Genomic DNA, 16074 nt, shown 5'->3' with positions numbered 1-16074 from the left:
CTTGTATTTGACTTTATTTTGTTTTCTATATGATGCATTTATCATCGGTTTGCATATTAAGATATCGTTCTTTTATAATCTTTATATGTCGTAATTCATGACCTGTAATATGATAAGCAAGAGCTCTAACAGATCTCTCATTATCAATAGAATTGTCTGGGTTTCTGTTTTTACCTGTTCTTATGAGTGCTTCTTCAGGTAAATTTTGAAATAATTTCAAGGTAGAATCTCTAACACACCAATATTCTTCAAAAATGTTTTCTAAGGTTCTTTCATTAGCATTTGAGTACTTAACATAATCATCCTGTTCAAAAGCCATTAAAGGAGTACTGTCATTTCTTGCATATCTCATAGCTCGGTATGAATAAATTCTTTCATCATCAATATTATGTACTAAAATCTCTTTAATTGTCCATTTATCTATATCGTATCTGTAAGTTAGTTTGTCTTCTGGTAACGAGTAGATAAAATCCTTAATCTTAAAAAAATTGTCGTGTAGCAATTTTAAAATATCATCGTTGGTATGGATTAGGTCAAAATAATATTGAGAATAGTTTGGGTATTCATTTTTCTCTGGACGTTGTATTTTTCTAAAATGAGTCATTTTTGTTAGTTTATAATGTTGGTAAGGGTCTTATGTGGTTGTTAGTCTTGAGATTAAAGATAATTTTTTTGTATTAACAGTTTTTATAATTATTTAATCTATTTAGATAAATAGCAGTTTGCAAAGTTAGTATAGGAGTAACTTTACAATCAAAGTAAAAGAGAGCAAAAACTAAAACTATAAAATGTATTTTTTTATAAATATTGTTTTTATTCCTCTTTTTTGTTAAGAAATTTCTCAATTAAAGAGATTGAAAGGTCACTTTCTTTAAAATCAGGTTTTATTGTGGTTATTTCTCCAATATACTCTCCGTGACCGCCTGGAATTATTGCTAATTCAGAATTAGGTATTTGTCTATGTAATTCGATAGCGTGTTCAGGTGTAATAATATCTTTGTCACCGATAATAATTAAAGCAGGTGCTTTTATAGATTCAATTTGCTTGTTTGGAATGTCTTTGAAATTTACCATTCGTTTAACATCTTTGTCATGCATAATTTGCAATCCGCTAGTGTCTGCTGCAACCTGTTTGTAAGCTGTTTTGAGTTGTTCTGGCATATTTTCTAATTTTGCTTGTCCCATAAAGTTCCAAAACCATCCAGGAACTCCACTGCGTTTAGCAAGAACAGAACCAAGAACAATTTTTTCAACTATTTTTGGATGCCTAATAGCAATTTGTAAAGTTGTTGTTGCACCATTGCTGAAACCGAAAAAGTCGGCTTTGTCAATGTTTAAGTTTTTAAGAAGTGTTGCGATGTCGTCAGCATCCTGTTCAAATGATAAATCTGTGTTTCTGTCGTTCGTTCGCCCATGAGCTTGTAATTCAACAGCAATAAGTTGTCTGTTTTTAGCGAATAATGGAATAACTTTAGCAAAGTTTGATTGAATTGTAGAACCTCCACCATGAATTAATACAAGTGGTTTCCCTTGCCCATGAATTTCATAATACATTTTTAGCTGATTTACTTTGGAATATCCGCTGTCAAAAGCCATTTTTTCTGACGCTGCTGTTTTCATTTTTTTAGTAGTTGGTGTTTTCTCATTGCACGAAATCAAACTGAGAAGCATTAATACAAAAATTATAATTAGTCGTTTCACTTTATAGCTCGTTTGTTATTTGTTGTATTGATTTTTAAAATGGTTAGTACCTGTTTATATGTAAAAAAAATATCTGATCACTCATTATTTGGCTTGTAACTCAATACAATTTTTCCTCCAGAGTATAATTTTGCTTGTGTGGGGGTGAATTTTCGCACGTTGTCAAATGAATTAAAAATAGTCATACCATTGCTAATAGCAGTTGGGTTTACAATAAGGTAATACTCGTCAATAAGATTTTCTTTTATTAGGGATGAAACAAAACTAGCACCACCAAAAACAAGGATATCTTTACCTTTTTGTTTTTTTAGGTTGGTAATTTTTTCTACAAGATTCTCTTTTGCTAAGGCAGTGTTGTTCCAGTTTGATTTATTGAGAGTTTCGGTAAAAACAATTTTAGGAATAGAAGCTATTTTTTTTGCAAAAGGATGTGTAGGGTTTTCATTAGCGGTATCCTCCCAAAATTTTATAATGCTTTCAGCCGTTTTTCTACCAAGTAAAAGAGTGTCTGAGGTATCAAGCATAGAATTCATGAAGCTTATAAGTTCTTCATCAGGATTCCAAGTCATCCAGTCGTTTTTTCCATTGCGTTGCGCGACATATCCGTTAATGGTCATCTGCATTTGTAACTTTAATTTTCTCATTGTCATTTGGTTTTAAACAAAGATAGCTTGTAAAATAAAGTTTTATAGGGTATGATTACGCCTTTTTAAAGGTGCTATGCGACATGGGTTTTATTTTCCTTTTTTCAATTTGTTTCAGCAATCAAGAAGAGCTATTCTTAAAAGTATAGTTTTTCCCTCAAAAGAAATGGTTCTGCTGTTTTGCAAAAGTTTCTGAACTATTTAGTAACTTTAATGTAAGTTTAAAAAATGGTAAGATGAAAACTCTCTATACCTTGGTTGGAGTTACATTTCTACTGTTTGTAGTTGTAACATCATATATGATTTTAGTTCAACCACTTATAGACGAATGTAAAAAAAGTAAGGAAGAAAAAGGGTAGAGTAAAGTTATGATATACGTTGAAATTTAGATTCCGTAATTATTGATAATTACTATGCTTTTATTACTTTAAAATCGTTCAATCCTGTAAGGGGTAGTAAGTTCTCGTTTTAAATTTTAATGAATTAACTTATAAAAACGTTAGTTATCTTCTACAATTTCACCGCCTCGATAGGTGTGATTTTTATCTTTATGTAGCAATGAGTGTTTTTCATTAGTAGGACCAAAAGTAGCTACATCAGCTTCTTTCAAAAGTTTTCCATAAACAAATACATAGTTTTTGTCTTTTGAATAAAAAGATGTTTCAAAGATACTGAAGGTTTTAGGATCTGCTTTTTCTATAATATCTCCATTATAGAATACATGGTTTTTGTCTTTAGAATATGGAAACTGAATGATTTGAAAAGACGAAACATCAGCATTCTCAATTTTAGCCGCATCATAAATAACATTGTTGTCAAACAACAAAAATTTGTCTTCTAAAATTTTTAAATCATCAATATTTTGGTAAGGTATTGAGATTAGTGAATCTACTAATTCACTATTTTGATACTCTTGAAAATCATAAATGTTATTTTTATCTGCAATATACCGATCGTTGATTTTTTTGGTTGTGGCAGGATCTATTGTCAAGGCAGGTAGTAATTCATACGTTTTTAATGAATAAACTTTGTTCTTGTCTTTAGCAAAGTTTTCATTTAAAACCTCGAAAGAGGTATAATCTACATCTATTGGAACATAATTATAAAAAAAATGTTTATCATCTTTTGACCAGTTATGATCAATCTTTTGAAATGTTTCTGGGTTGGCTTTCGCTATTTTCCATAGAAGATTTTTTTCTTGATGGGCTTTGTTAAAATCGTATGATAAATAGTTAAAAGCTATGTATACATGATCTTTATCAAAACAGATATAATTGTCTTTATCAACATAAAAAGTAGCGATATCTACTTCGTTGTCTATAATATTGCTTTTAAAGTACAGGTGGTTTTTATCTTTACCAAAGTTTCTTCCTAAAACTTTAAAACTTTTAACATCGGCATTTAGTTTGGTGTTGCCCAATTCAAACCAATTTCCCATGGGAGAATAACAGATGTTACTTTTAGTTTTTGAATAATAAAAAGAATCTGAAACAGACTTATCAACCGGACCCGCAAAAGGACTACAGGCTTGGGCAATAATTGCCATTATAAATAAGAACACTTTTGCAAGTGGGGAATGTTCAGCTCGGGTAATTTTTTTAATTATAGAATTCACAATAAGTAGAATTATAGTTATTGATATATACGGATGGTTTATAATAAAGTTCATTAAATAGCTATGATAAGTATTTTTGACTTAGTGTTTAGTAGGGGATACTTTCCTTTTTATTTTAAAGAACCTAAAATAATCTTTTTTCCATAGGTTCTGTTTGTTTCTATTAGGTTAAATGCTTCGTACAGATTATCTGAGGACAACTCTCCTAAATTCATGAATTCTTGTAAATACCAATTATTCTCACTTATAAATTTTGAAAGGCTCTCTAAAATTTCTCCATACTTATAAAATAATTCGGGTTCTGAATACCTTGATATATTCATGATAACGGCTCCTTTACGAAATAGCATATAAGAAGCGTTAGTTGTTTTCATATTGGTTACATCAACATATAATCCCTCTCTTTTTAAAATTTGAGCACCTATTTCTGTCATTTCATTGCCAATACAATCAATAACAACATCGTAAAGATTCTCTCTGTTAGCCTTTATTATCTGATCTTTTAAATTATTTGATTTGTAAGAAATTAAACTTTCTTTTTTGAGCTGTTGCTTCATTAATTGTTTAACACTCTCTTCATTGCCAGCTGTACCTTTGATGTTTTGATAGCCAAAGTGGTGTAATAAATTAATTAGAGCTTTTCCAACACTTCCAGATGCTCCTAAAATAAAAATAGAACATGTTTTAGGCTGATTTAATCTTGTAGCTATTTGCCATGCTGTAACATATGAAACAGGTAGAGTAGCAGCTTGCAAAAAACTTATGTTTGAAGGTTTTAGAGCAGCTATTTCATCTTCAATAACTACATATTCAGCAAAAGCACCATTACTACCCATATCTAAAACGGCTAAATAAACCTCGTCACCTGCACTGAATTTTTTGACATTTTTACCTACCTGTTCAACAATACCAGAGAGTTCTCTTCCTAGAATATCAGATTTTAAAGATTTTGCTTCATTTTTCCCTTGAAACATCTGTAAATCTATCGGATTAACAGCTGCAGCTTTTATTTTTATTAATATTTGCGATGGTTTGGTTATTACAGGTTTGTAATAATCCGTTTTTTCTTCTAATCCTTTTTTTTCAAGAACAATAGCTTTCATTTTCTTCATTTTAATGTAATTTACATATTGTTAGGAATTCGTTCTTTTCTTTTAGAATATAAATAAGCTCCTATACCAAGTAGTATATAAATGGTAATTATATATATAAACTGTTCTTTATTTTCTGTGAATTCAAAGTATATAATTAGTAAGCCGGCTACAAATAATCCTAATAAAGCGATGATTGTAAATAGGAGAGAGGAGTTTGTCTCAAGTCTTTTTTTGTAATTGGTATAAGCCATTAAAAATGAAACAACAATAAAAGTAATACTTCCAAATTCCAATATGACTTGCAAGCCTCCAGTTACCAATAACACAAAAGCAAAAATGCTCATAGTTATAATAGCTCTATTCGGAATATGAGTTTTAATTTTTTTTCCTAAAGCTTTGGGAAAGAATCCATCATTGGCTATCACGGCCATTAGTCGAGAAGCCCCAAAAAGAGTTCCGCTTATTGCACTTGATGTTGCTAACAAAGCACCAAAGATGACTATGAATTGCCCAAATTTTCCTAGATAGGTTTTAGCCCCGGCAGCTAAAGCATATTCTTTATCGGCAATTATCAATTCTTTTGGAATGGTAGATAAGGCAGCAATTGAAAGAGTTACATATAGCAATGTTGCAATTCCAATAGATGAATAAATTGCTCGTGGAATATTTTTTTGAGGATCATCCATTTCATTATAAGCGTGAATGACCAATTGAAACCCTTCATAGGCTACAAAAGTAATGGCTGAAACAATTAATATTTTTGTAAGTGTGGTTTGAGTTGTAAATACTGGAAATAGATTCTGAATTTCTCCTTTACCGGCAAGAAAGCCTGACATGAACAATAAAATTATAATCTTTGAATAGACTAAGATATCCTCCAATTTACCCATTCCTTTTACGCTAACTAAATTGACGATAGCAAAAAAAGAAATAATAAGTCCTGCTATTATTTTTTGCCAAATCGGATTATTTAGCGCTTCAATTTGACTACAGAAATAGGATGCGAAGGTAAATGCATACAGAGCTAGGGTACTGATGTATCCAAAAACAATTAACCATCCAATTAAGGATGAGGCAAGCTCACTATTTGGAAAAGTTTTTTTGAAAAATGAATAAGTAGCGCCTTCATCCTTGTATAGCAGCGCAAGTTTCACATAAGAATAAGCTGAAAATAGAGCTAAGAAACCACCAATCAGGATGGCAATTGGAGTTGCATTACCTATATTTTCTGTAGCAATACCCAAAATGGAAAAAATACCACCTCCAACCATTCCTCCTAAAGCAATCGCAATAAGTTCTCCTAATCCGAGGTCTTTTTTTCTTTTTCTTGTAAGCTTATTCATTTTAATCTTAGTCCTGACTAGCGTTTATATTTGCTAAATGTACACATTTTTAAGATTAACATTATCTGCCAAATGGCCTATATTTAATTGCTACAATAGCATCTCTCCGGATATTTATACCCATTTCAATTTTTGTTAATAGGAGGATAGATTTTTTCTATTTTATATCATACGGAATGTAGTCTTCCCAGTACCAAGGTGTGTAAATATCTCCGATTCCTATTTTAAGAACTTCTTTAAAAATACTTTCTGCATTATCACTGTTCGACATTAAGAGAATCCCAATATGCTTTTCAGGAAATAGGATAGAATAGTGCTGAAAGCCTTCTCCGTGTCCCTCCTTAAAATATCCGTATCCATATGGTGATTTTAAAATACCCCATCCTAGGCCATAATTCAAATTGATACTATCATTTGCATTTGTTTTTTCTAGTAAAAGAGGCCCAAATTGCTTTTTTGAATTAATCCGAATGTTTGGTGAAAACATCAACTGGGTAACGGAAGAATTGTTAGTGTATAAATCAAATATTTTAGTCAAAAATTTTGAGTAATCTACAGGTGTTGTAGACATAGAACCTGCTGCAGCTGTTTCATCAGCCTTGTCTTTATCAATTACATTTTGTTTGGTTGTATGCCCATAGCAAAAGTTGTTTTCAAAACGTTGTTGCCATAAATAGCTGCTCATATCCATTCCTATAGGATTAAAAACACGCTCTCTTGCTAACTGTTCCAATCCTTTACCAGTTATATGTTCTATAGCATACTGTAGTAACATCATTCCTTCTCCAGAATAGCTGTATTCAGTTCCAGGATCAAAGAAAAACAGAATATCTCCTTCTGGAGTAAATTTTCCAGTTCTACTTAACCATCGCCAATTAGGAAAGCCTGTAGTATGTGATAAACACATTCTTGCTGTTATTTTCTTATATCGTTCATCGTTTGTGAGATTTTTAAAACCTCTCCATTCTTTCTCAAATTGTAATTCAGGAATAGGAACGTCAAAATATTCTTGTAAAGGTTTATCTAAGTCAATAATTCCCTCGTTAGCCAACTGTGTTACTAAATAACCAAAAACAGCTTTACTTAAAGAAGCCCCATAAAACACGTGATTAATACTTAAACTATCTTTTTGGGTAAGATTTGAGTAACCAAATGCTTTTTGATAAGTAACAGTGTCTTGGTTAAAAATGGTAACTGTTAGTCCTGTTACATTTGCTGTATCCACAAGAGTTTTAATACTAGAGTCTAATTTAGCTCTTGCTATTGATGAGCCGTCTATTCGTTGAATTTGTTTACGCTCTATTTTTCTGGAACAACCAGTAATTATAGACAGTATGATGATGATTCTTAGGTATTTCATATTCCAATATTATGTAGAACGATTTTGGTTATAATTTCGTTGTGTTTGAACCCACAAGGATTTTGTTTTATCGCTATTTTTCTTGTTAATGAACTAAAAAAAGGAAGTAGTAGCAATTTTATTTTTATTCATGAATGTCTAAGATAGAATAAAATAAAAAACCGTACAAAAATGTACGGTTAAAATGTTGTTTTTCAGGTTTTATAGGAGCGTTTCTAATTTTCCTTAATGGGGTATACATTGTTATAGGTCATTTTTCTTATTCAGGTCAATTTGACGAATTAGCAACACCTTTAAAGAACTGGATTCCACCAAAGACTATTGCTCCCCAAAATATAAAGCCAATGTCGGCAGCAGTGGCAACTATTCCTCCAATACACCATAATGCTCCATAGAGCATATCCTTGTTAGCTCCTTCCTTTTTCGCATCCTTAATTTGCTGTTCAAGATTATTAACAACAGTTGAAGCACTTTCTTCATCAAGTCCTTGTTCAATAAGTGTCTTTTTGGTTTCAAAAGCATTTTTTTTTTCATTTACCATAAGGCTTGCAGCATACTCATAAATTTGGTTTACTACATTTTGTTGATTGTCATTTTGATTTTCCATCTCTTTTTTTATTAAAATAGCTTATAACTTGTTTATTTATGCATAAAATACGTCCTTATACAACCAAAAAGGAGGTATAAGCGTGTCTTTATTATTCTTTTATTTTGTAGCTAAGTTTCTTGTTTAGAAAATATAAAAAGGGTGTTTTTAGCAATTTTTGTTCTTTTTATTAGCGGCAGCTAATATAAAACAAAATAAAAACCATACAATGGTGTATGGCTAAAAGAGATGTTTTAGGTTTGATAGATCAGTTTAGAACCCACCGTAATTGCGGTTATACGTAGCTGTATAATATTTATTGATGATTTTTATTTTCAATTTTTTCAACCATTAATAGTATTTCTTTATTAATTATTTCTGCGTTCTTTTTTTTTGTAATTATAGAACCATGATTTCCATCAATAACAACTTGTTTACTGTTAGTAGATAGTTCTTTCAGTTCTTGTTGCATATCGAACCATAATTGAATTTGTTTGTCGGGATCAATACCTTTTTTTCGGTATCTTTCTTTTTGAGATTCGCTATATTGCTCAGTTGCGGTGAAAACCAAAACAGGTAATGAATCTAAACTTTTAGCTTGACTCGCTCGTTTAAGAATATCATTGTTGATGCTATTTTCTTTTAGATACCTGCGATAAACCTTACCTGAATTAGAAGCAAGATTAAAATTACGTGTATGGCAATCTTTAGGTAAGCCATCATTAGTAGCTTTTGGATTGATTATGGTATTATAGAGTCCTCTTATTCCCAAATCTGAAAGAACAGCGATAAATTTTAGTAAGTTAATTTGTCCTTTGGGAATCAATTCTTTTTGAGCTAATCGTTCCCATTGTTCAGGGTGGCTCGAATCTAGAAATGCCATTCCTTTTACTTCATTAGGGTATAGATCTCTGAATATTTGATTGTAGGGACCACCCATAGAATGACCTACCAATATATAAGGTGGATTTTCTCCACTTTTTTCAAGTAATTCGTGTAATTGGTGGGCGTAAAATTCTGGTGTAATACTGTCTTTACTTGATTCGCTAAACCATTTTCCCTCTCTATCATAGCGTATGACTCTCATGTTTTTTATCAATCCTTCCGAAAGCCAATGAAACATATCTGTATGACTATTTGCACCTGCTTCAAGAATAAGTGTTGGTAAATCATTTTTTACACCTTCAGCTCTTATATGAAGTTTTGTTCCGTTAACATCAACTAATTTTCCTGGAGGTATTGGCTTTGAGCTAAACAATCGGTAACATACTCCTGATATTATTAGTAATAGTATAACTACAGCTAAAAACTTAGCGATCCATTTGAGTGTTTTTAGAATTAATTTCATAGTAATTTTATAACGGTGTAGGTTATGAGTAGTTGCGTGGTTTAGCAGTTAGTTTAGTAAGTAAAGACTAAACTGAAAATCCGTGAGGATTTTTCGGAAGTAGGTGAGAACAAGCAATTACTTATAGCCAATGTTATTGGTGTTTTTTATTTTTTTATCAGTTTATATTTCAAATGAGTAGTTAAGTCAGAAGGAATTACTTCTGCGATTTTAAGATCATACTTGTTTTTCTCTATTCCGTCAAATAATCGTATTCCACTACCTAAGAAAACAGGTGCGATATGAATAAAAAATTCATCAACAAGTCCTGCGTTTAGAAATTGCTGAATGGTATTTGCTCCACCTTGTATTCTAACATCCTTTCCTTTTGCAGATTGTATTGCTTTCTCAAGTGCACTCTCTATTCCGTCGTTAATAAAATAAAAAGTTGTCGTACCTTCTTGAATCCAAGGTTCTCGTTTTTCGTGTGTTAAAACATAAACGTCTGCTTTATAGAGATTATTTGGCCAACTTACCTCTCCTTCCTCAAACATTCGTTTTCCCATAATAAAAGCACCAGTTCTATCAATAGTGCCTCTAATAAATTTTCCATCATCTCCATCTTCTTTACCTCCTTCAATTCCTAGATATTCCCAGAACGCTTTTTGATTAAACATCCACGAATGAATTTGCCCTGACACACCACCCATAGGATTTTTTGGACTTCTATTATCTCCTGCAAAAAAACCGTCAAGAGATATTCCACTATCGAAAATTATTTTACTCATTTTTAATTTTATATATGTTGTTTTAAATCACGGACAAAAATATGTTTTACAAGTGGTTACATGATTTAAAGTTTGACTTTGCAAGTACACACCAAACTGAAAAACTACGAGGATTTTCGTAAGTAGGCTATAACTAGTAATTACTTATAGCCATTGTTAGCACCAGTATTTTATTTATTCAGTTCTATTAATTTCCATTCTCCATTCGATTCTTTTGTTAGATAAACTCCAATATTTAAATCCTTTTCATTTCCGATAACTTTTATGCTCAATTGAGCTTCTCCATATCCATTTGAAATATTGACACTACCAGTAGGCATCATTCCATAATCTTTTATTCCGCCAATTTCTGATATTATTTCCTCATTTTGTTCAATTTCTGAAATAGCAACTTTGTAAGCATCGGAATTTTTCATTGCTGAACCAGCAAATAAAAATGTAAATGCAAAAAAGGCAATTCCAATTCCAACTAATGCCAAAACTCTCGGAAGTTTTGTCGGTTTGTTAGGATTCTTGACCACAATTGCATTTGCAGTTTTATCTCCGAGCCTTTTTTTCTCTTGACTTGAAGCAAGAACTATAAATTCTATTGGCCAAATTATTAAAAATAGATTTCGAATAAATAATTTGCCAATAGAAGGAACTTTATACGGATTATTCTCATCTCTAACCATAATTCCCATAACCCACTTTCCTGGACTAATACCTTTTATTGAATCTTTAGCAAAGTATATGAGAAAACCAATTAACATTGTCGGTAACATTTTACTTGTCAGATTACTGAAATTATTTTCATCCATAAAATTTGTTCCAAGTGACAAGAATACAATTCCTACTATGAGAAATGTGAATGTAAAATGGTCAATTATAAATGCAGCTATTCGTCTTTTTCTACTTGATAAAAGGTATTTCTTTTCTAAATTTTCGTTCATTAGGTTAATTGTTCGTTTATATTGGTGCTAACTTGTTTATATATGCATAAAATACGTCGTTATACAGCCAAAAAGGAGGTATAAGTGTATCTTTATTATTCTATTATTTTGTAGCTAAGCTTCTTGTTTAGGAAATATAAAAAGGAAGTTTTTAGCAATTTTTGTTCTTTTTATTTAGCGCTAGCCAATATAAAACAAAATAAAAAACCGTACAAAAATGTACGGTTTAAAAATATATTTAAGATTTGATAAGTGAATTTTAAACCCACCGTAATTGTGGTTATATACTATTAGCAACAAAACGAATATTACTTAAAAATTTGATTCAGTTTCTTATCTAATTCTTTACCTCTTAAGTTTCGACTAATAATTTTTCCATCAGTTGAGATTAAAAAATTATCAGGTATTGAATTGATTCCATATATCAATGATGCTATATTTCTATCGCCTTTTAAATGATCGTTTACGTGAACCCAACTTAAGCTATCTGTTTCTATTGCGTTAATCCAACTACTTCTATTATTATCTACAGAAACAGCAAATATTTCAAAGCCTTTATCTTTGAATTTGTTATAAGTCTTAACTAGGTTTGGGTTTTCTTGACGACAAGGTCCACACCATGAAGACCAGAATTCAAGTAAGATGATTTTTCCTCTAAGATCAGACAACCTTTTTTTAAGCCCATACTGATTCTTCATCTCAAAGTCGGTAAATTCTTCTCCTATTTTTGGATCTTTGTTTAAGCTTAAATAATTAACAATTTGTTTGCCGTATATAGATTTTTTATTCTCAGGAGAAAACAGATTAAATAATTCTTCTGTTTTTGCTTTTCCAAAAGTAGTTGAATAAAATGATAGAGTATAAGCACTTAAAATACTATTTGGATTATTTTTTACAAAATCCATTTCTTTATCTACTGATTCTTTATAAGAAAGATTTTGAATTTTTTTGTAAAAATTTTCTTCAATTTTCTGAGTTTCAGATCCAGTTATTTTAGCATATCTTATAAATTCTGTATTTGAAGCATCAAATAACATTTTATTATTTTCTATCCATATTGATTTATACTGTGGAGGTTGTTTTATTTTTAAGTGAGCTTTTATGGGTAAATTTGAAAACTTTGTTTTAAAATTAAATGAATCATTTTTAATCCTTGTAGAATCTATGGTTTCATTTTCTATTTGCAAATAAACATAAGTTCCATCTATAAATCCTTTTGTTTTTCCATTTAGTGAAAAGTTAGAATTTTCATTTTTACTACAACTTAATATTGAGGATATAATTAATATATAAATACTCTTCTTCATGATTTTTTACTCATTGTTACGTGTTTGGCTATGGTTTCGTTGCGTGAAAATCCGCGAGGACTTTCCGAGAGGAAAGTCAGAAGCAATGAACTATAGCCGGTGTTGGCAATAGTTTTTAATCAGGCATTTCGGTTTCAAAACTTTCCGTTAGCTTTTCCATTTCTACCCAGTGCAACGTCAAGTCAATTAATTTTTTTAGGTCGCTCAAATTTTTTCCTTCCCATTTTCTTATGTAATGAGTTTCATCATTCCCAATCCAAACGGCTCTTTTAGCAACAGATTTAATGCGACTATCTGTAACATAATCATTTATACAAGCTCCCAATAATTTCTTTTCAATTTTTTCTTTTTCGCTGGGATGGTTCAATATACTATAATCTTTTATTAAAAATTCCAGAGCTTTTCGGTATCCAACTCCGCAAATCTCTGTCAAATTCTGTTGTTCTGCTGTATAGGATTGATTATAAATTTCAACAAACATTGGTGATATTTCAGATATAGTATTTGTAAAATCCCTTCCTATTAATTTTCCTTGACTAACTTTGTCAAAAAAACTGTAAACCCCATTATTTGAATTAAGATAGTAGTAAGCAATAAATGCTGATTCGCAAGTAGAATCAGGACAATACATTAAAACATCCAAATCTCTCCCGTTTTTATATCCGAATAATGGATTTGGTCTAATTGATTTATGACAAAAGGGACATTTGTCTGGTAAACCTGTGATACTTACTTGTCCTGTGTTTGTATTTAAATTCATTTCTTATTTTAATTATTGCCAACTTGTTTATATAAGCATAAAATACATCGTTATACAACCAAAAGAGAAGTATAAGAGTACTTTACTGTTCTTTTATTTTTATAGCTAAGCTTCTTGTTTGGGAAATATAAAAAGGAAGTTTTTAGCAATTTTTGTTCTTTTTATTTGGCGCTAGCCAATATAAAACAAAATAAAAAACCGTACAAAAATGTACGGTTATAATATTGTTTTTCAGGTTTAATAAGTAAACTTACTATATAAAATCACGTTGACGTTTCGCCTCAAAAGTTAAGATAGCTGAGGCAACCGATACATTCATAGAGTCTATTTCCCCTTGCATAGGGATGTTGATGTTTTGGGTTGCTTCGTCTCGCCAAATTTGTGTTAAGCCTGTAGCTTCGGTACCTACTACTAAAGCCGTAGCTTTTGTATAGTCGTTTTTATGGTATTCGTTTGAGTTTTGTAGGGTAGCGCTATAAATATTGATGTTGTGCTTTTGTAAGAAAGCAATAATTTCTTCAGAAGTTCCTATACCAATTTGATTGGTAAACACACAGCCTACACTAGAGCGAATGATGTTTGGATTGAATATATCCGATTTTGGATTCGCAATAAAAACGGCGTCCACGTTGGCAGCATCGGCAGTACGTAACATAGCACCTATATTTCCTGGTTTTTCAATACCTTCCATTACTAAAACGAGTGGAGTAGTGGTAGAGAACTCAATAGTTTCCACCTCAAAATTTTTAGTTTTTACCACAGCAATAATGCCTTCGGTAGTATCACGATAGGCAAGCTTTTGGTATACCTCTTTCGTAATTTCGATGCAATTAGCTGTTTGATTTTTTATTTCAGTTAGATTTTCTTCTGAGAAAAGTTCAGGCACAAAAAGCACAGTGTCAATTTCATATCCACCTTTGAGAACTAACGAGATTTCACGTTGCCCTTCTACCAAAAAAAGCCCTTTTTTCTTACGTTCACGCGATTTTTCTTGAAGCTTTAAAAGCTCTTTTATATAAGCGTTTTGTGTACTGCTAATCTGTTTCATCTTTGCAAAAGTACGAATATAGACTTTATCAGCTACCAAGGGAGAAGTCCATGAGGTATTGAAAAGAAACGATTTAAATACAAGTCTCAGAAAATTAAATCCTTGGCTATCGCCCTGCGATTAAAAAAAGCTCGGATATCCGAGCTTTTTTGTTTTGTTAGTTGTCATTTCGAACTGAAGTGTAACGAAAGGAGAAATCTTAAGTTCCAGTAGTGTTTAATCTTAAGAAAAAAACTTACTCATTTTAATGAGATTTCTCACTATCGTTCGAAATGACTAAGTCAATTTAGAAAGATGTTTTATTGATTTTTGTACTTATCAGAATAACGCTTCCATAATTTAGTTTGATGCGATTCTAAGCTAATTTTTCTTCCTTGAATAAAAGCAGCGGTTAAAATATTGGTTCGCATATCTAACGCATCACCTTCAGAAATAAATAAGGTAGCATCTTTACCCACTTCAAGGGTTCCTACTTTGTCGTCAATTCCTAAAATTTTAGCATTGTTACTCGTGATTAATTGTAAAGCTTTTTCTTTACCTAATCCATAAGCTGCATAAGTTCCAGCATAAAAAGGAAGGTTACGTGTGCTCATACGTTCCATATCTCCTTCCATACCTAAACCTACTAAAATACCCGCGTCTGATAATATTTTTGCTGAACGATATGGTAAATCGTAATCAGTATCTTCACTGTCAGGTAATCGATGAGCACGTTTTAAAATTACAGGAACATTATTCGCTTTTAATAAATCTGCTACTTTTTCAGCTTCTCCACCGTGAACAATTACGATATTTTTAATACCTATTTCTTTACAAGTATTTACGGCATCGGTAATTTCTTTTTTTCCAGATACATGGATAAACATTTTTTGTGAACCGTTTATAACCCCTTGTAAAGCTTCAAAAGGTAAGTTTTTAGGAGATTTATCGCTCGCTAAATAACTCTTTGCATTGGCAAAAAAATCTTTGAAATCATCAATGTTTTTTTGATAATCTTTATTTGGTTTTAAACCTGGATCTTCTCCCATCCACCAACGACCATTTGTAAAGGCTTTAGGCCAATTCATATGGATTGCATCATCGATTTTTACAGCGGCATCTTCCCAGTTCCAAGCATCTAATTGAACTACAGAAGAGGTTCCTGAAATAACTCCACCACGAGGAGCTACCTGTGCTATTAGTACTCCATTTGGACGCATAGTTTCTACAACTTTACTCTCCGCATTATAAGCAATAATACTTCGGATATGAGGTAACATTGTACCTATTTCATCAGCATCTCTGGTAGCGCGAACCGCATCTATTTCTGCCAATCCTAAAGAAGTGTTTGCCGCAATAAAACCTGGGTATACATGTTTTCCTTTAGCGTCAATAACAGTTCCCATACGGGCAATTCTCATATTAGCACTTCCTACAAACTTAATTTTACCGTCAGAAAACATGATTAAGGAATTTTCAATCACTTCTCCGTTTCCTAAATGGGCTGTAGCTCCTTCAATCGAATAATTTTGTGTTTGTTTTGGCGCTGGTGTTTGTTGCGCTATTATGTTTCCCATAAATAAGAAGCAT

The 16074-nt window shown here is 31.5% G+C and carries 16 protein-coding genes; 1 reads left to right on the top strand and 15 read right to left on the bottom strand.

Annotated elements, in window-relative coordinates; translation table 11 throughout:
* Window positions 1-25 precede the first annotated feature (25 nt).
* The 3 genes from ACQY6M_RS03690 to ACQY6M_RS03680 all read right to left on the bottom strand — a co-directional run bounded on the left by ACQY6M_RS03690 (window position 26) and on the right by ACQY6M_RS03680 (window position 2345).
* Window positions 26-604: a DinB family protein gene (locus tag ACQY6M_RS03690; RefSeq protein WP_428740458.1), complete on the bottom strand. Its 579-nt coding sequence runs from the start codon at window positions 602-604 to the stop codon at window positions 26-28.
* Window positions 605-813: 209 nt separating this feature from the next.
* Window positions 814-1620 carry an alpha/beta fold hydrolase gene (locus ACQY6M_RS03685; protein WP_428740457.1) on the bottom strand — a complete coding sequence of 269 codons (807 nt, stop codon included), beginning with the start codon at window positions 1618-1620 and terminating at the stop codon, window positions 814-816.
* 158 nt (window positions 1621-1778) lie between these two features.
* Window positions 1779-2345: a dihydrofolate reductase family protein gene (locus tag ACQY6M_RS03680; RefSeq protein WP_428740456.1), complete on the bottom strand. Its 567-nt coding sequence runs from the start codon at window positions 2343-2345 to the stop codon at window positions 1779-1781.
* A gap of 236 nt (window positions 2346-2581) precedes the next feature.
* Here ACQY6M_RS03680 and ACQY6M_RS03675 point away from each other — a divergent pair, with 236 nt between their 5' ends.
* The gene (locus ACQY6M_RS03675; protein ID WP_428740455.1) at window positions 2582-2704 is read left to right on the top strand and encodes a hypothetical protein; all 123 of its coding nucleotides are present in this window, start codon (window positions 2582-2584) and stop codon (window positions 2702-2704) included.
* 140 nt (window positions 2705-2844) lie between these two features.
* On the opposite strand, the gene ACQY6M_RS03670 is transcribed toward ACQY6M_RS03675, so the two are convergent.
* The 12 genes from ACQY6M_RS03670 to ACQY6M_RS03615 form a co-directional block, all read right to left on the bottom strand.
* Window positions 2845-4014, bottom strand: coding sequence for a DKNYY domain-containing protein (locus tag ACQY6M_RS03670; protein WP_428740454.1), 1170 nt, complete (start codon window positions 4012-4014; stop codon window positions 2845-2847).
* Between the two features lie 56 nt (window positions 4015-4070).
* Window positions 4071-5072: an NADP-dependent oxidoreductase gene (locus ACQY6M_RS03665; RefSeq protein WP_428740453.1), complete on the bottom strand. Its 1002-nt coding sequence runs from the start codon at window positions 5070-5072 to the stop codon at window positions 4071-4073.
* Between the two features lie 11 nt (window positions 5073-5083).
* Entirely contained in the window at window positions 5084-6397 is a 1314-nt protein-coding gene (locus ACQY6M_RS03660; RefSeq protein WP_428740452.1) for an APC family permease, read from the bottom strand.
* Window positions 6398-6554: 157 nt separating this feature from the next.
* Window positions 6555-7757: a serine hydrolase domain-containing protein gene (locus tag ACQY6M_RS03655; RefSeq protein WP_428740451.1), complete on the bottom strand. Its 1203-nt coding sequence runs from the start codon at window positions 7755-7757 to the stop codon at window positions 6555-6557.
* Window positions 7758-8025: 268 nt separating this feature from the next.
* Complete coding sequence (locus ACQY6M_RS03650; protein WP_428740450.1) at window positions 8026-8364, bottom strand: hypothetical protein; 339 nt, start codon at window positions 8362-8364, stop codon at window positions 8026-8028.
* A 295-nt stretch (window positions 8365-8659) separates the two neighbouring features.
* Window positions 8660-9691, bottom strand: a complete 1032-nt coding sequence (locus ACQY6M_RS03645; RefSeq protein ID WP_428740449.1) for an alpha/beta fold hydrolase — start codon at window positions 9689-9691, stop codon at window positions 8660-8662.
* A gap of 146 nt (window positions 9692-9837) precedes the next feature.
* Window positions 9838-10458: a dihydrofolate reductase family protein gene (locus ACQY6M_RS03640; protein WP_428740448.1), complete on the bottom strand. Its 621-nt coding sequence runs from the start codon at window positions 10456-10458 to the stop codon at window positions 9838-9840.
* A gap of 170 nt (window positions 10459-10628) precedes the next feature.
* On the bottom strand, window positions 10629-11390 hold the full coding sequence (locus ACQY6M_RS03635) for an RDD family protein (protein WP_428740447.1): 762 nt from the start codon (window positions 11388-11390) through the stop codon (window positions 10629-10631).
* 308 nt (window positions 11391-11698) lie between these two features.
* Window positions 11699-12697: a redoxin domain-containing protein gene (locus tag ACQY6M_RS03630; RefSeq protein WP_428740446.1), complete on the bottom strand. Its 999-nt coding sequence runs from the start codon at window positions 12695-12697 to the stop codon at window positions 11699-11701.
* Between the two features lie 115 nt (window positions 12698-12812).
* On the bottom strand, window positions 12813-13457 hold the full coding sequence (locus ACQY6M_RS03625; protein WP_428740445.1) for a hypothetical protein: 645 nt from the start codon (window positions 13455-13457) through the stop codon (window positions 12813-12815).
* 253 nt (window positions 13458-13710) lie between these two features.
* Window positions 13711-14505 (bottom strand): TrmH family RNA methyltransferase, encoded by a 795-nt coding sequence (locus ACQY6M_RS03620; RefSeq protein WP_428740444.1) that lies wholly within the window; start codon window positions 14503-14505, stop codon window positions 13711-13713.
* A 299-nt stretch (window positions 14506-14804) separates the two neighbouring features.
* A complete protein-coding gene (locus ACQY6M_RS03615) occupies window positions 14805-16061 on the bottom strand; it encodes an amidohydrolase family protein (protein WP_428740443.1) in 1257 nt (418 codons plus the stop codon).
* Window positions 16062-16074: the final 13 nt, after the last annotated feature.

The sequence above is a fragment of the Tenacibaculum sp. genome (assembly GCF_050290165.1).
GTDB lineage: Bacteria > Bacteroidota > Bacteroidia > Flavobacteriales > Flavobacteriaceae > Polaribacter.
The sequence above is the reverse complement of the archived record's forward strand: the minus strand, read 5'-3'. Positions and strand labels throughout refer to the sequence as shown.